Below are 25,050 nucleotides of genomic sequence, written 5' to 3'. Positions count from 1 at the left end.
CTTGCCATGGCGATCAGGCGGCGCTTTCAGACGCCAGGAAATCCTGGGCAAAGCGCTGCAGTACGCCACCGGCAGAGTACACGGTGACCTCTTCCGCGGTATCCAGACGACAGATCACCGGCACCCGGTCCACTTCACCACTCTTGCGGTGAATGACCAGTTCCAGCTTGGCGCCGGGGGCGGGCTTGCCTTCCACGTCGTAGGTCTCGGTACCATCCAGCTGAAGCGTGTGGCGCGTGGTGCCTTCTTCGAACTGCAGCGGCATCACACCCATACCGATCAGGTTGGTGCGGTGAATCCGCTCGAAGCCTTCGGCGACGATGGTCTCTACACCTGCAAGGGCAACACCCTTGGCCGCCCAGTCACGGGAAGAACCCTGCCCGTAGTCTGCACCGGCAATGATGATCAGCGGCTGCTTGCGTTCCATGTAGGTTTCAATGGCTTCCCACATGCGCATGGTCTTGCCTTCCGGCTCCACACGGGCCAGGGAACCCTGCACCACTTCCCCGTTTTCGTCCCGGACCATTTCGTTGAACAGTTTCGGGTTGGCCAGGGTCGCTCGCTGGGCAGTCAGGTGGTCACCACGGTGGGTGGCGTAGGAGTTGAAGTCTTCCTCCGGCAGGCCCATCTTGTGCAGGTACTCACCGGCAGCCGAGTCCATCATGATGGCGTTGGATGGTGACAGGTGGTCTGTGGTGATGTTGTCCGGCAGGATCGCCAGCGGGCGCATGCCCTTGAGCGCGCGCTCGGCGGCCATGGTACCTTCCCAGTATGGCGGCCGACGGATGTAGGTGGACTGCGGGCGCCACTCGTACAACGGGCTCTTGGCCTGCTCGGCTTCATCCAGGTTGAACATCGGAATGTACACCTGCTTGAACTGCTCCGGCTTCACGTATTCGCCGACAATGCGGTCGATTTCTTCATCAGACGGCCACAGGTCTTTCAGGGTGACGGGGTTGCCATCCTTGTCGTAACCCAGGGCGTCCTGTTCGATATCAAACCGAACGGTACCGGCGATGGCGTAGGCGACAACCAGCGGAGGTGACGCCAGGAAGGCCTGTTTCGCGTACGGATGAATCCGGCCGTCGAAGTTCCGGTTACCGGAGAGAACGGCGGTGGAATACAGATCCCGGTCGATGATCTCCTGCTGGATTTTCGGGTCCAGGGCGCCAGACATACCGTTACAGGTGGTGCAGGCATAGGCCACGATACCAAAACCCAGTTTCTCCAGTTCTGGTAACAAACCGGCTTCTTCCAGGTACAGGCGGGCCACTTTGGATCCCGGTGCAAAGGAAGATTTTACCCAGGGTTTGCGCACCAGCCCCAGCTCGTTGGCTTTCTTGGCCAGCAGGCCAGCCGCCACCACGTTGCGGGGGTTGGAGGTGTTGGTGCAGGAGGTAATGGCAGCGATGATGACCGCGCCATCCGGCATCAGACCCTTTTTCTCTTCTTCCAGTGCCTTGTCCAGATTCACGGCAATGCCGCGATCGTGCAGATCGGACGTGGCGACACGGCGGTGCGGGTTGGACGGGCCGGCCACGTTGCGGACCACGGTAGACAGATCAAACTCCAGCACACGTTCGTACTGGGCCCCGGTCATCTCGCTGGCCCACAGGCCGGTTTCTTTGGCGTACTTCTCAACCAGGTCTACCTGCTCTGGCTCACGACCGGTCAGCTTCAGGTAGTCAACGGTCTGCTCGTCGATGTAGAACATCGCGGCCGTAGCACCGTATTCCGGCGTCATGTTGGAAATGGTGGCCCGATCGCCGATGGTCAGGCTCGACGCTCCTTCGCCGAAGAATTCCAGGTAGGCGCCGACCACACGCTCCTTGCGCAGGAACTCGGTAATCGCCAGAACAATATCGGTGGCGGTAATGCCCGGCTGGCGCTTGCCAGTCAGCTTCACACCCACGATATCCGGCAGACGCATCATGGACGGGCGGCCCAGCATCACAGTTTCCGCTTCCAGACCACCCACGCCAACGGCGATAACACCCAACGCATCAATGTGCGGCGTATGGCTGTCGGTGCCCACACAGGTATCCGGGAAGGCAATCGGGTGACCGTCTTCATCCGGGCGGTTCTGAATCACCGGCGACATCTTCTCCAGATTGATCTGGTGCATGATGCCGTTACCGGCCGGAATCACGTCCACATTCTTGAATGCGGTGCGGGTCCAGTTGATGAAGTGAAAACGATCTTCGTTACGGCGGTCTTCGATGGCGCGGTTCTTCTCGAAGGCATCCGGGTCGAAACCCGGGGCTTCAACGGCCAGGGAATGGTCAACAATCAGCTGGGTCTGAACCACTGGGTTAACCTTGGAGGGATCACCACCCTTCTCGGCAATGGCATCACGCAGGCCGGCCAGGTCCACCAGGGCGGTCTGGCCCAGGATGTCATGGCACACCACCCGCGCCGGGTACCAGGGGAAATCCAGGTCGCGGCGACGCTCAATCAGCTGCTTGAGGGAATCCGTCAGAGACTCCGCATCGCAACGGCGCACCAGCTGCTCCGCCAGAATCTTGGAGGTATAAGGCAGCTTGGCGTAAGCGCCCGGCTGGATGTCTTCTACCGCCTGGCGCGTATCGTAGTATTTCAGTTCCGTGCCCGGCAGGGCTTTACGGTATTGGGTATTCATAGTCTCTCTCAGCTCCGCTTGTCGATGGGCAACCAGTCCTGGTGTTCAGGGCCTGTGTACTCAGCGCTCGGGCGGATAATTCGGTTGTTGGCGCGTTGCTCTTTCACGTGGGCGGTCCAGCCGGATACCCGGGACATCACGAAGATGGGCGTGAACAACTCGGTCGGAATGCCCATGAAGTGATAGGCCGAGGCGTGGAAGAAGTCGGCGTTACAGAACAGCTTCTTCTCGCGCCACATGACTTCTTCACAGCGGACGGAAACCGGGTACAGCACGGTATCGCCCACTTCCTTGGCCAGCTTTTCAGACCACTTTTTGATAATGGCATTGCGCGGGTCGGATTCGCTGTAGATGGCGTGTCCGAAGCCCATGATTTTTTCTTTGCGTTCCAGCATGCCCATCAGGCCGGCTTCGGCCTCTTCCGGGGTCTTGAACTTCTGAATCAGTTCCATCGCCGCTTCGTTGGCGCCGCCGTGCAGCGGGCCGCGCAGGGAGCCGATAGCACCGGTCACGCAGCTGTGGATGTCAGACAACGTGGAGGCGCATACACGGGCCGTGAAGGTGGAGGCGTTGAACTCGTGCTCCGCGTACAGAATCAGGGAGACGTTCATCACCCGCTCATGCAGCTCGCTGGGCTTCTTGCCATGCAGGAGCTCCAGGAACACGCCACCAATGGAATCGCATTCGGTATTGGCGGTATCGATGCGAATGCCTTCGTGGGCAAAGCGGTACCAGTAGGTGATGATGGCCGGGAACACCGCCAGCATGCGGTCGATCTTGTCGTCCTGCTCGCTGAAATCCTGTTCGGTTTCCAGGTTACCGAGCATGGAGCAACCGGTACGCATCACATCCATCGGATGCGCGTCCTTGGGGATCTGCTCCAGCACCAGTTTCAGGGCTTCCGGCAGGCTACGCAGGCTCTTGAGCTTGCTTTTGTAGGCATCCAGCTCGGCCTGGTTCGGCAGTTTGCCTCGCAGCAACAGATAAGCCACTTCTTCGAACTGGGCGTTATCCGCCAGGTCGGTAATATCGTATCCGCGGTAGGTCAGGCCGGTACCGGTTTTGCCAACGGTGCACAGGGCGGTTTCACCAGCTACCTGGCCACGCAGGCCAGCGCCACCGAGTTTCTTTGCTTCAGCCATGTTGGTCTCCCAGATTTTCTGTTTATATTTTGTTCAGTTTAACGCAATCAGTCTTTTTTCTGAGCGAACAGCTGGTCCAGCTTTTGCTCGAAATCGTGGTAGTTGAGGAACTCGTACAGCTCCATACGGGTCTGCATCAGGTCAACCACGTCTTTCTGGTCACCCTTTTCCAGAATGTTCTGGTATACCGTCAGCGCCGCCTTGTTCATGGCACGGAAGGCGCTCAACGGGTACAACACCATCGCCGCGCCGGCATCCGCCAGTTCTTTCCGGTTGTACAGCGGCGTGGCGCCAAATTCGGTGATGTTGGCCAGAATCGGCGCATCGATCGCCTCGGCGAACGCCTTGTAATCGCTCAGTTCGTGTACGGCTTCCGCAAAAATGCCATCGGCACCGGCTTCAATACAGGCCTTGGCACGATCGATGGCCGCGTCCAGACCTTCTTTCTGAAACGCATCGGTGCGGGCCATGATGAAGAAGTCTTTGTCTTCACGAGCATCGGCTGCAGCTTTAATGCGGTCTACCATTTCCTCTTTGGAAACGATTTCCTTGTTCGGGCGGTGGCCGCAGCGCTTCTGGGCGACCTGGTCTTCAATGTGCACGGCAGCGGCACCGGCACGCTCCATCTCGCGAATGGTCCGGGCAATGTTGAACGCGCCACCCCAGCCAGTATCGATATCGACCAGCAGCGGAACATCAACCGCGGCGGTAATCCGGCGCACGTCTTCCACCACGTCATTCATGGTGGTCATGCCCAGGTCCGGCAAACCATAGGAGGCGTTCGCTACACCACCACCAGACAGATAAATGGCCTGGTGCCCTACCCGCTCGGCCATCATGGCCGCGTAGGCGTTGATGGTACCAACAATCTGCAGTGGCTGGTTTTCTTTCAGGGCTTTACGAAAACGGGCGCCCGGGGAGAGTTTGTTAGCCATGGGTTTTTCCTCTCTTATCAGATGGTGAGAACGCCTTCTTCGATTTTCTTCTCGATGTTCTGGCGTGCTGCATTAATGTGTCGTTTCATCAGGAATTCGGCGAGTTCGCCATCGCGCTGGGCAATGGCCTCGACGATACGGCGGTGTTCACCCAGCGCCAGATGGGGGCGCCCGGCCGAGGTGCTTAACCGGTAACGGTACATCCGCACCATGTAGTAAAGATCACCCAGAAGCATCTGGGCCAGCTTGGTATTGCGACTGCCGGTGGCAATCCGGTGGTGGAAGTCGTAGTCACCCTCGGCCTGGTAGTAGGCCTGGCCCTGAGCTTCCTCAATCATTTTTTCATGACTATCGAGCGTGGCCAGGAGATCACGGATTTCTTCATCGGGCATGCGTTCGGCCGCCTGACGGGCTGCCAGCCCCTCCATGACTTCGCGAATTCGGTACAACTCAAGAAGCTCTGCGGCACTAACGGACACCACCTTCACACCGGCGTGAGGGCGCCTGACCAGTAATCCACGGGATTCAAGGCGGCCCAACGCTTCGCGCAGCGGGCCTCGGGTAAGGTTAAAGCGGGAACAGAGCTCGACTTCGCCGATTTTTTCGCCCGGCGCCAGATCGCCCTTCACAATCGCCGTTTGCAGACAATCAAAGGCCTCATCGGCGCGGGTTAGGGTTTGCAACTGTGCCTGAATCATATTTTGTTAACAATCCAGAAGTTATTTAGCGTGAAACTACGCCTGACTTCTCTGATTGTCAACAATTTTGAGTTAGGCTTAAGTATGATTGTTTACAGATCCTGCAAACCTTGCGCGTGCAGTACGAGATTGCGAACACGTCGCCCCCAGAATGAGTCCGAAGGCGCACTCCAGGCTCGCCGATGCAGGGCTGTCAGTGCCTGCGGGTCTTCCAGCAAAAGCGAAAGCCGGCCCTTTTCGATTCCCCGGTAGCCTCGGCTGACACAGACATCCAGCTCACCCTCAATGACTTCTTTCTTCAGGCCCTTGGCGCTACGCCCGGCAAGCTTGCGGTGCAGCCGATTGACCGCAGGGATCAGTACCGCCTGTTCCACCGGTGTGAGAGCAACCTCACTCTCTGCCTCCTCTCGAAAGCCCCGTGCATCATCAAGCATCGGCATACGGGTTCGCTCTTCAGGTGTTAACAATAAGCCCCTGCGACTCAGGGACTCACCGCTGCTTGACCGGCTCAACCAAACCGTTGTTGGCGCTGCCAGTGCCAGAGGGACAGACACGGGTAATGACCATAAAAAGAACATCGGGTCCAGGGTCCAGGCAAAGGCCGACCAGGCACTACCGATGATAAGTCCGGGCAGATGTCGCACAGCAGCCTCCCGCCAACCGGTCTCCTCGGTACGATTCTGGCCAGCCCAACTCAGCCGAACGTTTAACAAGGCCGAAACAACGGAATGACTGTGGGCAAGCATCCGGATGGGGGCCAGCAACACTGAGACGACGATTTCAAGCAACACGCTCGACAACAACCTGAAAAAGCCGCCAAATCCACTCAGAGCCCGATGGGCGACGACATCAACAATGGCCAGAAACTTGGGCAAAAACAACAGCGCCATGGTGCTGACGACCAAGGTGATGGCCCATGTCGGCCGCCATTCTGGCCACAAAGGAAAGGGGCTCTCACGCCCGTCTGGAAAATAATCGATAGGCGCGACGGTCAGTTGCACAGCAGCAATCGTTGTCAGTACCAGGAACAACAACCATAACGGTGACGATGCGTACGCCATAATGCCATTCAAAAAGGCAAAACGATGTGCCAGGCGCAATTGAGGCGAGAATAGCATCAGCGCTGCGTGCTGCAGGTTTCCTTTCGACCAGCGCTGATCTCGGGCAAGTTCGTCATCAAGCGTGGGCGGAGATTCTTCATAGCTGGCCCCCAAAACCGGTTCCAACCAGACTTCATACCCTGCTCTACCCAGAAACGCCGCCTCTACGAAATCATGGCTCATGATCGGCCCTTGCCAGATACCAGCGCCTTTGAGCTTTGGCAAACCACAATGCGCCATGAATGGAGCAACGCGTATCACAGCGTTGTGGCCCCAGAATGCAGCATCCCCCATCTGGATGGCAGCCAGGCCCGTGGCGAAAAGCGGCGAGTAAAGCCGATTGGCAAACTGTTGGATACGAGCAAACGCAGAACGGGCGTTAATAATGGTAGGAGCAGTCTGAAGGATACCAACCTGCGGTTCCCGGTTCATCACCTGCACCATGGTCCGAATAGTGTCACCGGCGAGGAGGCTATCGGCATCCAGAACGACCATATACTGATACTGACTTCCCCAGCGCCTCAAGAAATCAGCCACGTTGCCGCTTTTGTAGTTGAGATTAACCCGACGCCGGCGATAGAAGAGCCGACCGTGAGCGCCGAGCTCTTCCACCAGTTTCAACCAGACCTGCTGCTCTTGCAGCCAGACATCAGGATCCTGACTGTCTGAGAGAATATAAAAATCAAAATCATCCAGGCGGCCTGATCGCGCCAGATCGAGGTAAATGGCTTTGAGCCCCTTCAGCGTCCAGCTTACCGGCTCGTGATACAAAGGCATGACAATTGCGGTTTTCGATAGCGGCGTTGCCGCCAGCTCATTCGGCGTATGGCGCTTCAGTAACGATGCCCGATCTCCGCCCAGCAAACGCAGCAGGAAGCCGTATACTGCGATCCAGAAGCCAAAGGCAATCCAGAGGTAAAGTACCGCGAAAACAGCAACAATCAGCCACTCCACCAGGTTGCCGCCGTGATAAGGCAGCACCTGGAGCAGAAACCAGGATGCCAGCCCCGTCTGGCCAGCCACAAACGCAGTCAGCACCAGGCGTCGGATCGTCGCCTGCAGGTGCCAGGAGCGGGACGCAGTCGCTGACTCAGTCATCGGTGAAATACCCGATACTGCTGCGGCGAATCGGCGGAGCTACCGGCGGAATACTTGGCTCACCCAACTCGAAGTAGTCAGGAATGCGGGCCAAAAGGTCCTCAAACCGAACGCTGTGTTCGTTTCCGGCGACGCCGTCCGCGAGCAAGGCCAGCGCGCCATTGAACGTTTTACGGTCGTTACTGGCGCCACTCAATTCAAGGTACACCAACAGCTTTCCCAGCAACTGGTAAGAGGTTTGCGCGTCCATACGATCCTCCAGGATCAGGGTTCTGCCCGCAGGCCTGTCCCGGGCGGCAAGGAATAGCTCCACGTCTCCGTGGCGACCTCATCATCCACCATCAGAAAACCCCGCAGCTGAAGTATCTGATCCGGCGCGGGCTTGGCCAGGATCGACAATCGCCAATGATTCTCTGGCTCCACCCACTCCACAAAGTGTTCAAGCACTTCAACACCCTCGCCCCCGGTCACTTTGCTGACTACGGGAGACTCCGCGTTGAGATCCGACAAGGGACCGCCGGCAAAATCCACCAGGATCCGATAGGCACCCGCCTGATCACCGCCACCTATACGATCCCCTGCGCCGACGAAGGTGTTTACCACCTTGCCACCAGGATGTGGCGCCACGCCGGGACCGCCGAACTGAATCGAGTAGTTCAGATCACGTGACGTGCCTGCGGACACTTCACCTCCCGGGCTCCAGAACGCAACTATGTTGTCATTGGTCTCGTCGTCCGTAGGTATCTCCACGAGAACCACATTTCCTTTCCCCCAGTCCCCCTCGGCGCTCACCCAGGCGCTGGGCCTGCGCTCATAGCGGGCTTCCAGATCTTCGTAGTGACGAAACTCCCGATCACGCTGAATCAGACCAAAGCCGCCGACACGACGGACACTGTGGAAACTTGCGGCAAGTCGATCCGGGTTCATCAGCGGGCGCCATAGCCACTCGCCGGTTGCATCATCATGGATTAACAATCCGTCCGAATCGTGCACCTGGGGGCGCCACTCACCAAGCGGCCTGGGAGTATGTTCCCCGTAATAGAACATCGAAGTGAGTGGTGCGAGCCCCAGCAACTCGATATCTTCCCGCATAAACAGGCGGGCTTTCACATCTACCCGGGTCTGCTCCCCGGGGTAGACCGTGAACTCATAGGCCCCGGTCAGGCTTGGACCATCCAACAATGCGTAGAAACGAACATGGTCGCTGTCGGGAGCGGGGCGCTCCAACCAGAACTCCGTGAAATCAGGAAACTCCTCACCGGTCGGCAAACCCGTGTCTACAGCGATACCCCGCGCAGATAGCCCGAAAGAGGTTTCCTTACTGACGCCGCGAAAATAGCTTGCGCCCGCGAACACCAGGAACTGATTGGCTACGTCGGGACCATCAAAAGGGAACGTCAACTTGAGTCCGGCATAGCCTAGATCGGCCGGCACCCGTTTTCTGAGCGCCTCGTCGTCGACATTGAACAGACTCTTATCGAACGACAGTGGATGGACGCCCTCGCTGTCCACTACGTGGATGCTTACTGGACGGGTGTAAAATTTACCAGCGGGAATGAGCATTACCTGGAAACGGGAATCCCCTTCTCGCCAGAGGCTTTTTGAAGGATCAAAGCGGATAGACTGGTATTCGTCGTAGCTCAGGCCTGCCATGAAGTCGGGAATTCCAGGGACCGGCTCGTACGCCGCACTCGCCTTCGATTTCGCTTTTTCCACAACATCCTGAAACTGGAACGCCTGGGCATAAAGGGGAGCAAACAAGAACAATCCCAGAACCACCAGACCTACTTTCCCTGCGTGCATCGTTTCCTTCCTCGGTTCACGGTTTGTCCATTCAATGTAGCACCGCGCCCGAGGGCTGCTACAAGTGACAAGTTCGTAAGCGAATCGAAATCAAATGAAACGACGTGAGGCAGAGTTGCTTCAGATCTGCAAGCTCATGGTAAAGCGGACATCCGGTTGATCAGGTACGGCTATGGCATCTGTGGTTGTGTTCAGCACCCGCCCCAGGCTGACATCGGCGCTGAACTGCCGCGCAGATAGCCCCCATGAGACCTCTCCCGACGTCACATGTCCTGCCTGATGCTGCTGGAATGATTCATCAGGAATCCAGCCGCGCAGGACAGAAAGACGAACACTCGACGAAAACCGGGGAAAGAACGGAACGTCGAATTCCGGGCTACGGCTACCCAGGCGCAGCCACCCACCTTCGGCTACGCTAAGTGACTGGCCATTGAAACCCGCCACCAGCCCTGACCCGGCAACCCTCAGGTGCTGAGAACCCGGAATATCGGCAGACGCCAACTGGTATTCCCCGTCCAGCCCCCATTGCCAGGCCAGCAACTCTCGGTCAAGCGATGCACTGAGAACCATGCGCCCAAACTGCTCTTCACGCCGCCCCTGTTCCGAATCGGTTGCACGCTCTATCTCGGCCTCAATACCCGTGACCGCCCGCAGTCCGCTGCTCAGGTCAAAACCACCGTACAGATTGTGATGTCCGTTAGCCTCAAACCCCACAGTCGATAACTGGTAACTGGAACGATGCACTTCATCCGTTCTTCGGGTCCAATACTGGTTTACGGAAGAGTATCCGGCACGGCCGAGGAACTGATAGCCGAACGTAGAGAACAGGGCTCGCCTGCCGGTGATAGTGAGATCCCGGGTGCGTCCTTCTTTCTGAAAACGGGAACCGTCTGCCCTGGACACCTCTTCATAAGCGGTATTCCGGAGCTCAATATCCAGATGGTTACGCCCTACCGGAAGGCCATAACTGAAGCCGAGTACTCGGCGCTCATTGCCCACCCGATAGGTCTTGGCGTCACTGTAGCGCACGCCGGCACGATGATTCGCCCAGAAAAGACCATTCAGGCCCACGTTCAGCGCCCCATCTCGATGATCCGTGTCCCGGTTGGTACGCCCGGAAAACTTCATCTTGGAGCGCAGCCAGTGTTCACGGGTCAGCTTCAGACTGTTCTCGGGAAGCAACGCCTGCCGGCTGGTTTCAGGGGTATCACCATCGAGCGCCGTCTCTGAACCATAGGCTGGCAGACACAAGCTCGCCGTCGCGCACAAAAACAGTGCAGACAATGAGAAGTGACGAACAGGCAGTTTGAAGATCAATGGCGGCACTCTGGAAAACCCGAAGCAATGTCAATTTCATGTAAACCCATTAATTCGGTGCAACTTTAAAAGATAGGCCGCTCTCAGGCCACCATTATCATCATAAATTTACAATTTTAATGTTACGTAAAATCATGTAGTTAAAAGCGGGACTGAAACAATTTTCTAGGCATTTCAGTCACCCCGGACAGATCGGAACCAGTCGACAGAATTACCAGAAATCAACACTCGGAAATGAAACCCTCCAACTCAGCATACAACTTGGTTACACTTGGCACGCTTTGTGGGTAAACAAAGCGGTAAACCACCTGATTAAGGACGAACAATCATGATCAAAAAGTGCCTCTTCCCGGTTGCCGGATACGGCACCCGTTTCCTTCCGGCCACCAAGGCCATGCCCAAGGAAATTCTGCCGATCGTTAACAAGCCACTGGTGCAGTACGGGGTGGAGGAAGCCGCAGATGCCGGCATTCATGAATTCGGCTTTGTCACCGGCCGCGGCAAACGCGCCATCGAAGATCATTTTGATATCAGTTACGAGCTTGAGCACCAGATTGCCGGTACCGGCAAGGAAGGCCTGCTTACCTCTATCCGGGATCTGATCAACAACAACTCTTTTGCCTTCACCCGTCAGAATGAAATGAAGGGACTGGGCCACGCCATCCTGACTGGCCGCAACCTGGTGGGCGACAACCCGTTCGCCGTTGTGCTGGCGGATGACTTCTGCGTGGGCCCGGAAGATGGTGACGGCGTTCTGACCCAGATGGTCAAACTGTATAACCAGTTCCGCTGCTCCATTGTGGCCATCGAAGAAGTACCGGAAGACGAAACCCACAAGTACGGTGTAATCGCGGGTGAATCCATGAAGGATGGCCTTTACCGTATTACCGACATGGTGGAGAAACCAGCACCGGAAGACGCGCCCAGCAACCTGGCGATTATCGGGCGCTACATCCTGACCCCGGACATTTTCGACATTATCGAGCGTACACCGCCGGGTAAGAATGGTGAGGTTCAGATTACCGATGCCCTGCTGGAGCAGGCGAAGAATGGTTGCGTGCTGGCCTACCAGTTTAAAGGTCAGCGTTTTGACTGCGGCAGCATCGACGGTTTCGTGGAGGCCACCAACTTCGTGTACGAGAACATCTACAAGAAGGGAAAATAGAGGCGACCCGGGCCCTTTAGCGCCCCAATAGCTGCAACACCATGCGCCGGTTATCTGCACTTGCCTTGCGGAACCGGCGCAACAGCTCGATTTCGTCATCACTGAGCTGGATTCGATTGATCTCCTGCTCAAGCTCTTTCAGGGCCACTGACAGATCATCACTGTTGCTGAACGCCAGCCCCGGCAGTTCCAGTTGCCCATCCTCACCGTCATCGTCCATATCCAGCAGACGTTCCAGAGGTGTTTCGGTTTTCAGGCAAAAATCCAGCAATTCACTAACCCCGGGGTACCCTCTCTGGCGTGCGTCCGTCGCCTCCCAGCTGCGGACACGGGCCTCGTCCACGCCACACATTTCGGCCACATCCCCCAGGGACAACTGGCCCTGCTCCCGAATACGACGCAGACGACGGTTAAAAGATTGCAGGTACCGCATGGCTCCGTGCCCCTGAAAAGTTGGCCGAAAAAGTGAATCAAACCGGAAATGTATCGTACATATAGCTTTGGACACAATCTGCCTATACTGAAACGAACAACGAACGAGCAGGTACCACATGGCAAATGACGCACTGGACACCGATAACGCCTGGGATCTGGTACTCAGCGCGATCAACCGGAGCAATATCACCCTGCCCGTGCCCGGTTCTGATCAACCCGCGGTGAAGATCAACGGCAAAAGCTGGGAACTCGTTCAGCCGGCATCCGAACAGGCGAGGAACCTGCTATCGTTGTTCCTGCCCTTGTGCCAGCCCGTCACCAATAACAGCCGGGTGATCGGCCAGCTTGGCCAGAGCCTGGATGGACGGATCGCCACGGTCACCGGCTGCTCCCGGTTTATCAACGGTGACGACGGCATCACCCACCTGCACCGAATCCGCGCCCTGTGTGACGCCGTGGTGGTCGGTGCCGGAACGGCCAGCACCGACAATCCGCGCCTGACCGTGCGCCGAACCTCTGGCCGCAACCCGGTGCGCGTCGTGATCGACCGCCGGCAGCGGGTGCCTGCCAGCCACCACCTGTTCACCGACGGCGATGCTCCTACCCTGCACCTGATTGCCGGCGATTATCAGCCAGGCCCCAAAACGCTGGATCCGACCGGGGTTACAACAGTGCCTTGCCTGGGCTCCGCAGAAAACGAAACCCCTGCTTCTCCCGAACGTATCCTGCAGGTGTTACAGGATTTTGGACTTCGCAAGATTTTTATCGAGGGCGGAGGCGTTACCGTCTCGTCTTTCCTGAAGGCGGGATTACTGGACCGCTTACATGTGATGGTTGCCCCCATGATCATCGGCAGCGGCCGGCCAGCGTTCTCCCTGCCGGAGATTGACCAGCTGGATGAAGCGCTTCGCCCCAAAGCCCAGCTGGTTAACCTTGGTAGCGACATGCTCTTTGATCTGGCGTTCGACACCGCCAAACCCTGATTACCGGCGGACAAGCAGCGCCAGCGCGCCCGGCAAGCTCACCAGAAACACCGCAGCACCATAGCCAACACTCAGCGCCACGCCCTGCTCTGCGGGCAACCCCACCAATGGCCATAGAATGGCCGCTACACCTTCTCTGACGCCCCAGCCGGACACCGTTACCGGCATAACCATGGCCAAAAGCAGCAGCGGGCACAGGGCCACGACCAACAGCCAGGGTGTGCCGTCGGCAAACAAGTCCATGCCCGTGGCCATCAACATGAACACCGCCATATAGGTCAGGAAAACCAGAACCGAGGTACCAACCTGCACCAGGGCATTCCGACAACCCAGAAAAGCCCGACGCACATCCCCGCTTAATCGTCGGACATAACGCCTGAACCGGGCCCCGAACCCCGTCATAGAGACCAGCAAAACCCCGAGCACGGCCAACGCGGGCAGAATCAGCCAATAGCCCAGGTTCAGGGATACGCCTGCGTCACCGACCTGGCTATTTAACTGCCCGGTCCACCAAAGCCCGGACACCGCAATCAGTACAACCGGTACCAGCACCAACTGGCCTGACAGGCGCTCCAGCACAACCGCATGGACAATCGCTAATTGCTGCAAACGCTTCGCCGAACGGCTGTGGCGCCAGGCTCGATTTACGTCCCCCATCACGCCCCCGGGAAGCACCTGATTCAGAAACCCGGCCAGGTAATACTCCCGAAAGGCAAAGCCAAAGCCCATGACTACACCGAGCCGGTTCGCGGTATACCGCCAGCGCCAGGCCGACAGTGCGATCTGAATCAGCGAGACCACCAATACCGCAAGGACGATCGTTGGCGGAACCATCGCCAGCCTCTGGGCTAGCCTATCGATGTCGACGAAAACAAAAACAATCCCCAGGAGCAGCAAGGTGACGCACCAGCGAAACACCCCTCGCCCAAAGCCGGGGACCGGCCTCTCCGGGTTCAGACCTGCTTCGGCCATGCCAGCAGATCCGTATGGCTCACGGTAATGACGAGGGCGCCGGTATCCAGCTGTTGCCGACGGGTTTCGAGCCAGGATTGGATATCGTTCGCCTGTTCCGGCTGCTGTTCTGTGGCAGCCTCCGCCCAGCCCTCAAGCAACATTGCGGCGAGGCTGGCCTGCTCACCCGTCAATACCCAGGGACTATCTGCCGTTTGGATGTGATAGCCCTTGTTAGACATCAGACGGCTCAAACAGGCCGTGGCGTCCGGGCCGAGCGCAGCGCCACTGCCCTTCTCCCGATGTTGATGGGCATTGACCAGAGCGCGCAGTTCGTCATCGAAGGGATGTGCAGGTTCCAGGGTAAAAAAGCCGCTGTAAGTGATGACGACCAACAATGCCGCCTGACGTTTGGCCACCGCTGCAGACAAGGCGCTCAACCAGGGTTCGGAAACCAGGTCGACCAAGGCCGAAGACGTCACCAGGTCGGCGTCTGCGGGCAACGCCGTACTGAGGTTATCTTTCGTCAAGACCATTGTTTCCAGCACAGCCGGTGCATCCAGCTTTTCAACCCGCTGAAGGGCGATCCCGGCCAGGGTTTGGTCCGGCTCAACCAGAGTCCAACGCTGGGGTACCGGTAGTTTCGGGCTAAGGTAGACGGGATTGGAGCCCCGACCGGTACCGAGATCCACAAGGTGAAGGGGCGCCCCCGGTTTACTACCCGACGCCCGACAGTCATATCGTTCGGTAAGCCATTCGGCGAGTCGGGCCGTCAGCCCATCATCACGGGCCTGGTGATCGGCGGGCTCCCTTGCTTCCAGCCAATCCGCGGCAAATTGAACCGGATTACGCGGCCTGCCCTTTTCCAGCCCGGCAATGAAATCTTGCGCGGTTTCAGACCAGCGACGGATCTCGCACCGGGCCTGCATGACGCCGGCGACCAGTGCTTCAACGGCATCCGGTTCCGCAATCAGCCGGGTCAATCTGTTGGCCAGAGCCGCTACATTGCCCGCTTCATACAACTCAACCCCTGGTTTGGCGCCAGTCAAAGCCAGCGCGCCACCGTCGGAACTCAACACCGGCAGACCGGCTGCGAGGGCCTCATCGATGACCATGCCATAGCCCTCGTAAAGCGAGGGAAACACAAACAGATCGGCTTGCTGATAAGCCTTCAGCACATCTGCTTCTCCCAACTCGCCAGCAAACTCAACGCGGCTTTCCAGCCCGGATTCACGGACCAGGGCACGAACTCCCGAGGCATAATCCGTGGCTCGCCCGGCACTGCCAACCAGCCTCAAGCGCCAGTTCAGGTGTGTGAGTTGAGCAAGCGCCTGAATCAACTGATGCTGCGCTTTTCGTGGCGACAGATGACCGACACACAACAGGTGAATCGGCCTGGTGGCATCATGCCGTTTAATCCGGGGCGACTGCTGAAAAAAAGCGTCGTCGACAGAGGGCAAGGCAGTGGTCACCCGCGCCGGCGTCACCCCGAATGCCTGCAGCCGTTCCGCAGTGTAGTGACTGGTGGTAAAAACGGCGCCGACACAGGTCAATGCCGTCGATTCCGAGTGCTTGAACCAGGCTTGCTCCTGCTCACTCAGGCCGTTCTCATCCGCCAGCGGGTGATGCACCAGCGCCATCAGGTTCAACCGGCTCTGGTGTCGCTGTAAAACCTCAGGCAGGCCGCCCATCGCCAGGCCATCCAGCACGACCCGGGTTCCGTCCGGCAAGTCCGCAAGGAACCGATTCAGCGACTGCCGGGCAATATCATCCGGTTTGGGAAACATTCCCTCCAGGCCGGTTAACTGTACCGGAATGCCCGCCTTGGCCAATGCCTCGACCAGGCGCCGAACATAACGGTAACCGCCGGTGTTCTGGCCGGGGTCTCCCGGCACCACGAACCAGAGTTCAGATGCCGGCATGGTAGCTGGCCCACGCGATGTGCGACTCGCTGAGGGTCACTTTCAAGCTGACCACGCCTTTACCGTCCTCACCCAGACGCCCGGCGTGAATGGCCGCTGCCATGCGGTCGAACACCACCTTGGCCATGAACTCTGTGGTGGTGTTTCGTCCCGCAAACTGGGGAATATCATCCAGGTTCTTCATGTTGAATTCCGACAACACGTCCTTGAGCAACGCCGAAGCCTGCCCGATGTCGACAATCAGGTCGTTGTTGTCGAGCACGTGGCGCTCGAAAGTAACATCCACCACATAGGTTGCGCCGTGAACGCCCTGGGCAGGCCCGAAGATCTCACCGTTAAAGCTGTGGGCGATCATCATGTGATCACGAACGGTCAGGCTGAACATAGTCTCTCCCTGGGTTAGTAAACAATTCGGTGGCAAAGCGCATCGGCGCCCGGCATCAGGATATCTCTGGCGACTTTCGGAAGCTGTTCAAAGCGTGACTCTCCGCTGATCAACGCATCCAGAGCCTGCTCTGACAGCATGGAAAGCGCCAGTTCCAGGCGGCGGCGATGGTTCCAGCGCGGCCTGCGCTCCGGCGATAGCTGGCCCACCTGGCTTGATTTCAGAGTCAGCCGGTTCGGGTGAAAGGCGTGTCCCAGCGGCACGGAAACAGGCGTGTCTCCATACCAGCTCAATTCAACCACCCGGGCATCCGGCCCCGCCAGCGACAAGGCTTTGGCCAACCCCGAGGGGTGCCCGGAGGCATGAAATACCAGGTCACAGTTCTGGATGTCCGGCTCGGTGGTGAACCGTACGCCAAGGGCTTGAGCCACCGATCTTCGCCCTTCATTGGTATCAACCGCAATCAATTCCACGCCGGGAATGCGATTGACCAGCCAGGCCACCAACAAGCCCACCACGCCAAGACCAATCACCGCGACCCGGTCACCAACCGCAGGCTGCCCATCCCAGACTCCATTAACGGCGGTCTCCATGTTGGCCGCCAGCACTGCTCGCTCGGCTGGAACCTTGGCTGGCAAAGGCAGAACCGCGGATGCGGGCACCGCGTATCGCTGCTGGTGAGGATAGAGGCAGAATACGTTCTGCCCCAGCAGGGCTTCCGGCCCGTCCACAACCTCTCCTACACTGGCATAGCCGTATTTCACCGGAAACGGAAATTCGCCTTCCTGAAACGGTGCCCGCATTCTCTGGTATTCGTTTTCAGGAACCTGGTTGTTGTAGACGAGGGATTCCGTCCCCCGGCTGATGCCGGAATAGCGGGAACGAACGATCACATACGGTGTTTCAGAAGCGGGAAATGTCGGCTCGGGCACTGGCCCTAACCTGGCCTCCTGATACCCGGTAATCCAAAAGGCAGTGTTGTTCTCAACGTCCATGAATAGTCCATTTGATGAATGGCCGCGTACGCAAAAGCAGTCTCTCCAAACTATAGTCATAGAATGGGAGCTTGCTAACGCCACTCACAGGCTATACGGACGCAATGGCGTATGGATTCCACCAGCACCTCAATGAAAGGAAGTTTCAGCCCCATCAGTGATCTGATCCTGGGAATGCTGGGCCTGGCTGGCGTTTCGTTTTTTCTGGCCAAAGCCTTTGATCTGCCAACCGGCTTCTGGTTAATCACCTTTGCGTTCTATCTCGGGCAAAGTGTCCTTGTCCTCCGGCACTGGCGTTGGAGAGCCGACTTCGGCTGGGCCAACCGCGCCACGCTGCTGCGCTCGGTTCTGGTGCTGGCACTGGTTGGCTGGGCTCCGTTCCTCGGTGACCACTCCTCTTCAGCAGCCTCACCCGCGCTCTGGAGTTATGCGGTTATCAGCCTGATCGCTCTGTTGTTGGACGGTGTCGACGGCAAAATCGCCCGGGCAACAGGAAGCCATAGCGCCTTCGGTGCCCGTTTCGATATGGAGCTGGACGCGCTCTTTATCCTCGGGCTGTGCGTTGCCACACTGGCTCTGGAGAAAGCCGGTAGCTGGGTACTTGCCCTGGGCCTGATGCGCTATCTGTTCATATTGGCCAGTTGGCCGCTGCCCTGGCTGAATAACCCGCTGCCAGACAGCTTCCGACGGAAGACCATCTGTGTCTGGCAGGTGGTCACACTGATGGTCGCCGTTGTGCCCATTACCCCTGCATTGTTCGCCAGCCTGACGCTCGGGTTCGCTCTGGCGTTGCTTGCCTGGTCCTTTTATCTGGACGTGCGCTGGCTCTACCAAAGGAGACAAAATCATGAAACTGTCATTTCCTGAAGCTCTGACAACCTCAATCCTGCTGGCCACCGCTACCAGTGTGTCTGCAGAGCCGGCTAAGTTCGAAGTGGACGAAGAGCACTTTTCCATGAGCTTCGAAATCATGCATATCGGTTATGCCCCGGTGATGGGCATGTTCCGGGATATTGAAGGCCAGTTTGAATACAACGAAGAAACCGGAGAACTGAATTCCGGGAAGCTGGTTTTCAAAGCCAGCAGTGTCTTTACCAACCACGATAAACGGGACGACCACCTCCGCAAGCCCGATTTTCTGGACGCCAGCAAATACCCGGAGATTACCTTTGTGGTGAGTGACTTTGAAAAAACCGGTGACAATACTGGCGTAGTGACCGGCGACCTGACCTTGCTGGGGCAGACCCGACCGGTCGATGTGAATGTCACCCTGAACAAGGCCGCGGAGTATCCCATCGGCCATGAAGACTACACCCTGGGCATAAGCGCGGAGGCTGTCATCAACCGCAGCGATTGGGGCATGACCTACGGCCTGGAAAATGGGCTGGTGGGAGATGAGGTACAGCTGCGCTTCGGCTTTGAGGCCATCAAAGACAGTGGCTGGTTCTGACTTTGAGAACCGCCTCTCAAAACGACACAAAACCTCCGCAATTCCGGCCTAAATTTTTGCCGTTTAGGACAATCCGACCCTATGGTTAAAAGTTAACCCAACCATCAACAACAATAACGGGGTCTGACAATGCCGTACCGGGCATTAAGCCTAACCCTGGCCATCACCGCCGGTGTGGCCGGCACCGTGTGGCTGCTCTCTGCCGAGAACGAGGGCAGCTTCCGGGGCCTGCTGCAAGACACCAACTCTTCCGCGCCCCAAATGGTTGCTAACCAGGATACCGTAGCTCCGGCCACACCTGCCGGGCCTGTTCCCGAGCCACCCTCTGAAAATGCGCTGGGCTTCATGCTGGCAAGTGTTGCAGAGGAATACCAACAGACCATTCGGTACCCGGATTATTCGGTGCCGCTGACCAAAGCTCAGGCAGAGGCTTACCAGGGCAACCGCTACCACCCGGTCGTGCTCCCGCTCGAGGGTGATGGCCGCTTTGTGGTGACGCTGGACAAATTCCGCTTCAGCCAGGGTGAGCCGATTCTGGTGGTGGCGTCACTGAATGGTCGTCAGGTGTTCGGCCAGTCTCTGTCCGCCACCCTGGAGACGGCCGGAGAGCGGGGCCGGGTAGCCTCTGCCGAGCTGGAGAATGCAGACCCCGGTTATTACCAGGGCACCGTCAGTTCCGATCATCCCCCCGGCGAGTACCGGTTGATTGTGGAGGCCCGGGTAGACGGCAAGCCCGTTCGACATGTGTCTTCACTGACCATCGAACCCGATCTGGGCAGCTTCGAGGGTCTGGAAACCGCCTATGTGTCTGGGAACAACCTCGTCATCCCTGTGCGCTTCGACCCGGAACAGTCTGGCTATTACGCCCTCTCTGCACAGCTCTACAGCGGCGAAACCCCGCTGGCCCAATTGCAACAGGAAACGTCTCTGGGCAGCAGCTCGGCCGTCATTCGCCTGAAAGCCCATGGCAGCGTGTTAGCCAATCGCGACATTCAGGGCACCCTGCAACTTAGGCATTTGCAGATACGCCGGTTACCCGCCGCCCCGGGCGACCGCACCGACTACGCCTTCGGTCCCGAGGAAGGCTATGAATTTTCACCGCCGGATCTGGACGGCCTCCAAAACCAGCCGGCGATGAATCCCGAATCAGAACAACGGGCTGCCCTGCTACGGCAGCTGGCGGACAAGTTCTGATAACACCACAACAATAAATCGGAAAGAAACGGAGCAACCAATGACAATGAAAAGAAGAGGATGCCTGACGAAAACCGCCCTCGCGACAGCGCTGGCTGGCGGCCTGTTTGCCACTGGCGCAAGTGCGCAGTTGGCCGGCCACAATGTGATTCTGGTTCACGGCTTCATGATGGATGATCTGTCCAATCCACCGGCCAACTTCCAGGAAGTCCAGCAGGCCGGCGAAGATAACTGGCGGGAATACTGGCTGAACCGGGCCGAAGCCCGTATCGACTGGGCCAGCAATGGCCGGGTAGAAGGCCAGATCGCCCAGCAGGCTTTTCAGCAACTGCGGCAGATCAGTCAGCAAGGGCTGTGTAATGACTACTGCGTTGTTGTTACCCACTCCACCGGCGATCTGGTAACCCGCCATCTGCTGGAAAACCAGGCGCGCTGGCTGCAATCGGAAGGCCTGCAACCGCTGAAAATCCTGGCAGTACTGGACATGGCCGGTGCCGGTGGTGGCACGGAACTGGCCGACCTGGCCGTGAGCATTGCCTACAACGACAGCTGGTACAACTGGCCGGTGAAACAGGCGGTCAAAGCCTTTACCGGCATTGACCCGGAGCCGGATAATCTGGGTGTGGTCAACGACTTGCAGACCAACGTTGCCCGCAACCTGGCCGTCAGCCCCAACAGCATTCCGCGCCTGCGGTTCGTTGGCGGTGGCTCATCCTACGGAGGTATCACCAAACCCTTTATTGATGGCACCGACGATGGCGTTGTTCCCACCCATTCAGCCTGCGGAGCAACCAGTGCCAGCGGTATTGATTCCTGCTCCAACAGCATCAGCCTGGCCGGTAAAGTCAGCGGACAGAACGGCCCGTCCGGGTTGTATTACAACCACTACCCGGTGCTGATGAGCGAGGGCGCCAACCATGGCGACGTGATCAATACCCAGACCGGCAACACCGCTGTCCCCGTGGTGAACAACACCACCCTGAACGGCCTGCGTGTGGACTTCGCCAGCCGCACCTACAATCAGCGTGCGTGGTGGCAGTTCTGGGGCTCTGGCGATCAGTACATTGAAGTGCCGAACTCCAGCCAGACCAGTCTGTCCAATCTTGTCTACACCACACTCAACAACTGATCGATCGTTGTTGCAAAGGCTCAGGGATGAGCCACTCCCTCGGTTTTCGCTGCTATCTTTTTTAGTTCGCAAACTATAGATTGAGCCCTCTGATTTCTATTGATGCCGGTTCAATCATGTCTGACGCCCACAAATCTGATCTTTACCTGGTACTCGTTACCCTGCTGGCGGCGATTGGCTGGATGCTGTCTAAAGAGGCGGTTTTAATGATGCCGCCCCTGATGTTCATGGCGGCTCGCTTTCTGATTGCCGGCGCCTTTCTCGCCCTGCTGGCCTTACCCTCACTGTTAAGGCTTACCCGGGACCAGATACTCCGAAGCCTGGGCGTGGGCTTTGTGTTCGGCATTGCCATGACCTGCTGGATCATGGGGCTGTATCACACCGACAGCATGGGCGAGGGCGCGTTTCTGACCAGCCTGGGCGTGGTGATTGTCCCGATCATTGCCCGCACAGTATTTGGCGAACAGCAGCCTTTGAGCACCTGGCTGGCGATACCGATTGCGGTGGCCGGTCTGGCGCTTTTGTCCCTCGAAAACGGCTTCAGGCCAGACCCGGGGCAGCTCTATTTCGTTCTGGCGGCAACCATCTTTGCCCTGTACTTCACGCTCAATACCCGCGCCGCCAACCAACGCATTGTGGTCGACAAGCAAGGCAAAACGGTGGAGAAAAAGAAAGTACCGGCACTGCCGCTGACGGCCATTGCCCTGCTTACCGTTGGGACCGTGACCTTGGCGGAGTCCGCCATCAGCGAGCGTTGGACTCACATACTGACCAACCCCGAACCCATGCTCTATGTCTGGGTACTGGCCAGTGCCTTGATTGCCACAGCGGGACGTTTCCTGTTGCAGACCTATGCCCAGAGCCTGTCGGTTAACAGCCACGGTGTAGTGATACTGGTACTGGAACCGGTGTGGGTTGCTGTCTTCGCGGTTGCCTGGTTCGGCGAAACCATGACCCTGCTGCAAATAGCCGGCTGCGCGCTGATTTTTGCCGCGCTTCTGGTCAATCGCTGGAACGCCCTGAGCCGCGCCATCAAGGCCCTGATGAAAGCGAAAAATCCCCGGCAAAGAGGTTGACCAGGGCACCCGAAATCCGTATATTTCCACCCCGTTGCAGGACAGGACCATAGCTCAGTTGGTTAGAGCGCTACCTTGACATGGTAGAGGTCCGCGGTTCGAATCCGCGTGGTCCTACCAATCCTGCAGAAGAAGTCGCTTACAGCTTTGCTGGGCGGCTTTTTTTGTGTCTCGCATTTGCTGTTAGCAGTCGTAGAGGGCAGACCAGAGAAGCCTGCCCTCCTCCGGTCAGAAGTACAGAACCACACCTATTTCACTGCAATCGTTATAACTCTCGACAACGGCACCATCAACCCAGACCGCAACTGCCTTGGCGGTACCGCCTGCGCTGCTACCAAAGCGAACCTCGGCCTTACCGTTGCTGGACAGTTTTACGATACCGGACACCGGGCACTCCAGATTGGAGGAAAACTCCACCGGATCCGGGGTCTCCAGCTTCATGTAACCACCAATCGCCGAGCCGACAATGGTGGCGCGAACCGAATACTCCGAATCTGCATCCGTTCCCGAATCCCGGTTCTGAGCGTCGGCAATGGCGACGTAGCGCTTACCCAGCATCATCTCGTATCGTTTGATATCCCGAACGTAGCGCCAGCTCGTGACTCCACCATTCTCATTCAGATAATCGCTCATACGAAGTGCGCCACTGAAACGAAGCGACTCACCCGTGCGCTGGATTGTTCCGGACAGATCGTCCGTGTAAGAACTCTTCCAACTGGCAGCGGTTTCCGATTCGGCGATCAGGACGCTTTCGTAGATGGTGCTGCCACTGATCATAATGGGGCCATGGGTCGGGGTATCCAGTACGCATCTGCTGAATCGGGTGGTCTCCTCCAGGGAGTTCTCAGTCTCTGTCCAGCGGATTTCCAGGTTACCACCACCCGCACATGGGTAAGTGCCCTGCTCCAAGACCGACATATCTTGAATAGCCGACGTGTACTCATCAATAATTGACCACCCCAACGCAAGATCGTCGCGGAGGCGTATCAAGCCTTCAGCACCGCTATCTCTGGTTATCGATACTGATTTTTGGGCAAAGTTCTTGTTGTCGTAGCTCAACTGAGGCCCAGTCTGCTCTTCAGGCTGATCATTACCTCCACCCCCGCTTCCGCCACCGCAGGCAGATAATACAAGCACCATGGGCAACACGAGCCCCCATCCAATACGGCTCAACTGGATCATGTTCTTTCCTTTTTTCTTATGATTTCAGGCTTATTCTTCAGGCACGATCACTGCCATTCCCGAGGCGACACAGTCTGTGCGCTTCTGGTTGCGGCATTGATGAAAAAGACGGGAGAACTCTTGCAGGAATTGCGCACTCGTAGCGGCGACATCCGGTGTCGTCTAGTCCATATCCGGGCAGTGATGTCTAATCATGCGACATATCGTTAGGTCGCGAAAGGTTCAGGCGGGGGCAGACTCAAAAGTCGTGGACTGGTTCATGGTTCTGGCGCTACCAGCTATCCCCCTCTTTTTTATCTTTCGCGTCCTGTTCTGCTTTGCGCTGACGAATCTTCTCAAGCTTTTCTTTGGGGATTTTCATATTGGCCCCATCTCTGAGTAGCAGCAGGCTTCCCACAATCATCGCGAATGCGGCGAGTATAAACAGCCAGCCAATCATTGGCATGTCGATATCTCCTTGAGGTGGCTTTTCATCAGTGTACACCCTCAGCGCTCACTGTCATCAATGTGCCTTGAGGTACAAGCGCCTTGTCGATACTTTCCCCGCTCCGTATTATTGCCGGCAATCATCTTGGATCTTCTCCTTCCGGATAAAAACGCCGATGCGCAAACAGTTTGATGTCACCGTAGACCAGAGCATGACGGCTGTGGATGCGCTTGCAGGCGCCTCGGGCCTGCCCAAGCAGCGCATCAAGGATGCCATGGCCAAGGGCGCGTGCTGGTGGACACAGAAGGGAAAGCAGGTACGTTTACGCAAGGCCAAGCGGGAACTGAAACCCGGCACCCGTATTCAGCTGTTCTACGATGATCAGGTGTTGGCGCGCAAGCCGGAAACACCGACGCTGCTGGAGAACAAAGGACGTTACAGTGTCTGGTTCAAGCCCCACGGGCTGTTATCACAAGGGTCTCAATGGGGCGACCACTGCAGCCTGCTGCGCCTGGCGGAAATCGAACTGAACACACCCTGCTTTCTGGTACACCGCCTGGACGCCGACGCTGCAGGTCTGATGCTGATTGCCCATGACGGCAAGGCTGCGGCGGCCCTTTCAGAATTGTTTGCCGGGCGAGCCATGACCAAGATCTACCGGGCGCGGGTCGCCGGCAACCTGATGGCGGATGATCTTCGCCTCGACACACCACTGGATGGCAAGGACTCAATCAGCCGCGTGACGACACTGAGCCGGGATGAGGAATCAGACACAACGGACGTGCAGGTACGAATCGAAACCGGCCGTAAACACCAGATCCGTCGACACCTGGCCGGCATTGGCCACCCGATTGTGGGAGACCGGCTGTATGGCGCGGCATCTGCGGGTGGCCTGCAACTCACCGCCGTTGAATTGGCTTTCCAATGTCCTGTTACCCGGAAAGCACAGGTATTCAGGCTTCCGGAACAGCGACCATAAACAAATAAGGCCAGCGTCTCAGCTGGCCTTATTCATAAGCGATGAT

The 25,050-nt window shown here is 57.7% G+C and carries 23 protein-coding genes and 1 tRNA gene; 9 read left to right on the top strand and 15 right to left on the bottom strand.

The features are described from left to right. Positions 1-13: 13 nt before the first annotated feature. The 8 genes from acnD to Q674_RS39480 form a co-directional block, all read right to left on the bottom strand. On the bottom strand, positions 14-2,638 hold the full coding sequence (gene acnD, locus Q674_RS39515; protein ID WP_023010043.1) for a Fe/S-dependent 2-methylisocitrate dehydratase AcnD: 2,625 nt from the start codon (positions 2,636-2,638) through the stop codon (positions 14-16). An 8-nt stretch (positions 2,639-2,646) separates the two neighbouring features. After that, the gene (prpC, locus tag Q674_RS39510) at positions 2,647-3,780 is read right to left on the bottom strand and encodes a 2-methylcitrate synthase (protein WP_023010042.1); all 1,134 of its coding nucleotides are present in this window, start codon (positions 3,778-3,780) and stop codon (positions 2,647-2,649) included. Between the two features lie 47 nt (positions 3,781-3,827). After that, positions 3,828-4,715: a methylisocitrate lyase gene (gene prpB, locus Q674_RS39505; protein WP_023010041.1), complete on the bottom strand. Its 888-nt coding sequence runs from the start codon at positions 4,713-4,715 to the stop codon at positions 3,828-3,830. A 17-nt stretch (positions 4,716-4,732) separates the two neighbouring features. Further along, the gene (locus Q674_RS39500; protein ID WP_023010040.1) at positions 4,733-5,413 is read right to left on the bottom strand and encodes a GntR family transcriptional regulator; all 681 of its coding nucleotides are present in this window, start codon (positions 5,411-5,413) and stop codon (positions 4,733-4,735) included. 92 nt (positions 5,414-5,505) lie between these two features. Next, entirely contained in the window at positions 5,506-7,611 is a 2,106-nt protein-coding gene (mdoH, locus tag Q674_RS39495; RefSeq protein WP_023010039.1) for a glucans biosynthesis glucosyltransferase MdoH, read from the bottom strand. Then, positions 7,604-7,861: a hypothetical protein gene (locus tag Q674_RS39490; RefSeq protein ID WP_023010038.1), complete on the bottom strand. Its 258-nt coding sequence runs from the start codon at positions 7,859-7,861 to the stop codon at positions 7,604-7,606. Before Q674_RS39490 ends, mdoH begins: the two co-directional genes overlap by 8 nt. A gap of 14 nt (positions 7,862-7,875) precedes the next feature. Further along, positions 7,876-9,414, bottom strand: coding sequence for a glucan biosynthesis protein G (locus Q674_RS39485; RefSeq protein ID WP_023010037.1), 1,539 nt, complete (start codon positions 9,412-9,414; stop codon positions 7,876-7,878). 120 nt (positions 9,415-9,534) lie between these two features. Next, positions 9,535-10,740: a ShlB/FhaC/HecB family hemolysin secretion/activation protein gene (locus Q674_RS39480; protein WP_031210517.1), complete on the bottom strand. Its 1,206-nt coding sequence runs from the start codon at positions 10,738-10,740 to the stop codon at positions 9,535-9,537. Between the two features lie 319 nt (positions 10,741-11,059). Between Q674_RS39480 and galU the strand changes: the two genes are divergently transcribed. After that, positions 11,060-11,896, top strand: coding sequence for a UTP--glucose-1-phosphate uridylyltransferase GalU (galU, locus tag Q674_RS39475; RefSeq protein ID WP_011785155.1), 837 nt, complete (start codon positions 11,060-11,062; stop codon positions 11,894-11,896). 16 nt (positions 11,897-11,912) lie between these two features. Here galU and Q674_RS39470 read toward each other — a convergent pair whose 3' ends face one another. Next, entirely contained in the window at positions 11,913-12,329 is a 417-nt protein-coding gene (locus tag Q674_RS39470) for a helix-turn-helix domain-containing protein (protein WP_023010035.1), read from the bottom strand. A 118-nt stretch (positions 12,330-12,447) separates the two neighbouring features. On the opposite strand from Q674_RS39470, the gene Q674_RS39465 reads away from it, so the two are divergent. Next, on the top strand, positions 12,448-13,314 hold the full coding sequence (locus Q674_RS39465; protein WP_023010034.1) for a RibD family protein: 867 nt from the start codon (positions 12,448-12,450) through the stop codon (positions 13,312-13,314). Here Q674_RS39465 and Q674_RS39460 read toward each other — a convergent pair whose 3' ends face one another. The 4 genes from Q674_RS39460 to Q674_RS39445 are packed head-to-tail and all read right to left on the bottom strand — an operon-like array spanning position 13,315 to position 17,567. Beyond that, positions 13,315-14,286: a lysylphosphatidylglycerol synthase transmembrane domain-containing protein gene (locus Q674_RS39460; RefSeq protein ID WP_023010033.1), complete on the bottom strand. Its 972-nt coding sequence runs from the start codon at positions 14,284-14,286 to the stop codon at positions 13,315-13,317. Then, the gene (locus Q674_RS39455) at positions 14,268-16,187 is read right to left on the bottom strand and encodes a glycosyltransferase family 4 protein (protein ID WP_023010032.1); all 1,920 of its coding nucleotides are present in this window, start codon (positions 16,185-16,187) and stop codon (positions 14,268-14,270) included. The genes Q674_RS39460 and Q674_RS39455 overlap by 19 nt, the downstream gene beginning before the upstream one ends. Next, positions 16,174-16,572 carry a 6-pyruvoyl trahydropterin synthase family protein gene (locus Q674_RS39450; protein WP_023010031.1) on the bottom strand — a complete coding sequence of 133 codons (399 nt, stop codon included), beginning with the start codon at positions 16,570-16,572 and terminating at the stop codon, positions 16,174-16,176. Before Q674_RS39450 ends, Q674_RS39455 begins: the two co-directional genes overlap by 14 nt. A gap of 14 nt (positions 16,573-16,586) precedes the next feature. Beyond that, complete coding sequence (locus tag Q674_RS39445; protein ID WP_023010030.1) at positions 16,587-17,567, bottom strand: zinc-dependent alcohol dehydrogenase; 981 nt, start codon at positions 17,565-17,567, stop codon at positions 16,587-16,589. A 111-nt stretch (positions 17,568-17,678) separates the two neighbouring features. On the opposite strand from Q674_RS39445, the gene Q674_RS39440 reads away from it, so the two are divergent. From Q674_RS39440 to Q674_RS39415, 6 genes are all read left to right on the top strand, one after another. Further along, positions 17,679-18,434: a CDP-alcohol phosphatidyltransferase family protein gene (locus tag Q674_RS39440; protein ID WP_023010029.1), complete on the top strand. Its 756-nt coding sequence runs from the start codon at positions 17,679-17,681 to the stop codon at positions 18,432-18,434. Beyond that, on the top strand, positions 18,415-19,017 hold the full coding sequence (locus tag Q674_RS39435; RefSeq protein ID WP_023010028.1) for a YceI family protein: 603 nt from the start codon (positions 18,415-18,417) through the stop codon (positions 19,015-19,017). The genes Q674_RS39440 and Q674_RS39435 overlap by 20 nt, the downstream gene beginning before the upstream one ends. A gap of 129 nt (positions 19,018-19,146) precedes the next feature. Beyond that, a complete protein-coding gene (locus Q674_RS39430; protein ID WP_023010027.1) occupies positions 19,147-20,211 on the top strand; it encodes a hypothetical protein in 1,065 nt (354 codons plus the stop codon). Positions 20,212-20,251: 40 nt separating this feature from the next. Continuing rightward, positions 20,252-21,340, top strand: coding sequence for a hypothetical protein (locus Q674_RS39425; RefSeq protein WP_011785165.1), 1,089 nt, complete (start codon positions 20,252-20,254; stop codon positions 21,338-21,340). Between the two features lie 116 nt (positions 21,341-21,456). Further along, the gene (locus Q674_RS39420) at positions 21,457-22,416 is read left to right on the top strand and encodes a DMT family transporter (protein ID WP_023010026.1); all 960 of its coding nucleotides are present in this window, start codon (positions 21,457-21,459) and stop codon (positions 22,414-22,416) included. A 43-nt stretch (positions 22,417-22,459) separates the two neighbouring features. Beyond that, positions 22,460-22,536 (top strand) — tRNA-Val (locus Q674_RS39415). A 108-nt stretch (positions 22,537-22,644) separates the two neighbouring features. Here Q674_RS39415 and Q674_RS0121035 read toward each other — a convergent pair. Together Q674_RS0121035 and Q674_RS40990 are read right to left on the bottom strand one after the other, a co-directional pair. Then, positions 22,645-23,598: a hypothetical protein gene (locus Q674_RS0121035; RefSeq protein ID WP_023010025.1), complete on the bottom strand. Its 954-nt coding sequence runs from the start codon at positions 23,596-23,598 to the stop codon at positions 22,645-22,647. A gap of 271 nt (positions 23,599-23,869) precedes the next feature. Further along, the gene (locus tag Q674_RS40990) at positions 23,870-24,043 is read right to left on the bottom strand and encodes a DUF2897 family protein (RefSeq protein WP_011785168.1); all 174 of its coding nucleotides are present in this window, start codon (positions 24,041-24,043) and stop codon (positions 23,870-23,872) included. Positions 24,044-24,200: 157 nt separating this feature from the next. Between Q674_RS40990 and Q674_RS39410 the strand changes: the two genes are divergently transcribed. Then, positions 24,201-25,004, top strand: a complete 804-nt coding sequence (locus Q674_RS39410; protein WP_023010024.1) for an RluA family pseudouridine synthase — start codon at positions 24,201-24,203, stop codon at positions 25,002-25,004. Positions 25,005-25,050: the final 46 nt, after the last annotated feature.

The sequence above is a fragment of the Marinobacter sp. EVN1 genome (assembly GCF_000475375.1).
Taxonomy (GTDB): domain Bacteria; phylum Pseudomonadota; class Gammaproteobacteria; order Pseudomonadales; family Oleiphilaceae; genus Marinobacter; species Marinobacter nauticus.
This window is presented reverse-complemented; position numbering and strand designations above follow the sequence as displayed.

Bases quoted from the DNA above. Each gene is read 5' to 3' on its own strand.
- acnD (WP_023010043.1), bottom strand. From the start codon at position 2,638: ATGAATACCCAATACCGTAAAGCCCTGCCGGGCACGGAACTGAAATAC.
- prpC (WP_023010042.1), bottom strand. From the start codon at position 3,780: ATGGCTGAAGCAAAGAAACTCGGTGGCGCTGGCCTGCGTGGCCAGGTA.
- prpB (WP_023010041.1), bottom strand. From the start codon at position 4,715: ATGGCTAACAAACTCTCCCCGGGCGCCCGTTTTCGTAAAGCCCTGAAA.
- Q674_RS39500 (WP_023010040.1), bottom strand. From the start codon at position 5,413: ATGATTCAGGCACAGTTGCAAACCCTAACCCGCGCCGATGAGGCCTTT.
- mdoH (WP_023010039.1), bottom strand. From the start codon at position 7,611: ATGACTGAGTCAGCGACTGCGTCCCGCTCCTGGCACCTGCAGGCGACG.
- Q674_RS39490 (WP_023010038.1), bottom strand. From the start codon at position 7,861: ATGGACGCGCAAACCTCTTACCAGTTGCTGGGAAAGCTGTTGGTGTAC.
- Q674_RS39485 (WP_023010037.1), bottom strand. From the start codon at position 9,414: ATGCACGCAGGGAAAGTAGGTCTGGTGGTTCTGGGATTGTTCTTGTTT.
- galU (WP_011785155.1), top strand. From the start codon at position 11,060: ATGATCAAAAAGTGCCTCTTCCCGGTTGCCGGATACGGCACCCGTTTC.
- Q674_RS39470 (WP_023010035.1), bottom strand. From the start codon at position 12,329: ATGCGGTACCTGCAATCTTTTAACCGTCGTCTGCGTCGTATTCGGGAG.
- Q674_RS39465 (WP_023010034.1), top strand. From the start codon at position 12,448: ATGGCAAATGACGCACTGGACACCGATAACGCCTGGGATCTGGTACTC.
- Q674_RS39460 (WP_023010033.1), bottom strand. From the start codon at position 14,286: ATGGCCGAAGCAGGTCTGAACCCGGAGAGGCCGGTCCCCGGCTTTGGG.
- Q674_RS39455 (WP_023010032.1), bottom strand. From the start codon at position 16,187: ATGCCGGCATCTGAACTCTGGTTCGTGGTGCCGGGAGACCCCGGCCAG.
- Q674_RS39450 (WP_023010031.1), bottom strand. From the start codon at position 16,572: ATGTTCAGCCTGACCGTTCGTGATCACATGATGATCGCCCACAGCTTT.
- Q674_RS39445 (WP_023010030.1), bottom strand. From the start codon at position 17,567: ATGGACGTTGAGAACAACACTGCCTTTTGGATTACCGGGTATCAGGAG.
- Q674_RS39440 (WP_023010029.1), top strand. From the start codon at position 17,679: ATGGATTCCACCAGCACCTCAATGAAAGGAAGTTTCAGCCCCATCAGT.
- Q674_RS39435 (WP_023010028.1), top strand. From the start codon at position 18,415: ATGAAACTGTCATTTCCTGAAGCTCTGACAACCTCAATCCTGCTGGCC.
- Q674_RS39430 (WP_023010027.1), top strand. From the start codon at position 19,147: ATGCCGTACCGGGCATTAAGCCTAACCCTGGCCATCACCGCCGGTGTG.
- Q674_RS39425 (WP_011785165.1), top strand. From the start codon at position 20,252: ATGACAATGAAAAGAAGAGGATGCCTGACGAAAACCGCCCTCGCGACA.
- Q674_RS39420 (WP_023010026.1), top strand. From the start codon at position 21,457: ATGTCTGACGCCCACAAATCTGATCTTTACCTGGTACTCGTTACCCTG.
- Q674_RS0121035 (WP_023010025.1), bottom strand. From the start codon at position 23,598: ATGATCCAGTTGAGCCGTATTGGATGGGGGCTCGTGTTGCCCATGGTG.
- Q674_RS40990 (WP_011785168.1), bottom strand. From the start codon at position 24,043: ATGCCAATGATTGGCTGGCTGTTTATACTCGCCGCATTCGCGATGATT.
- Q674_RS39410 (WP_023010024.1), top strand. From the start codon at position 24,201: ATGCGCAAACAGTTTGATGTCACCGTAGACCAGAGCATGACGGCTGTG.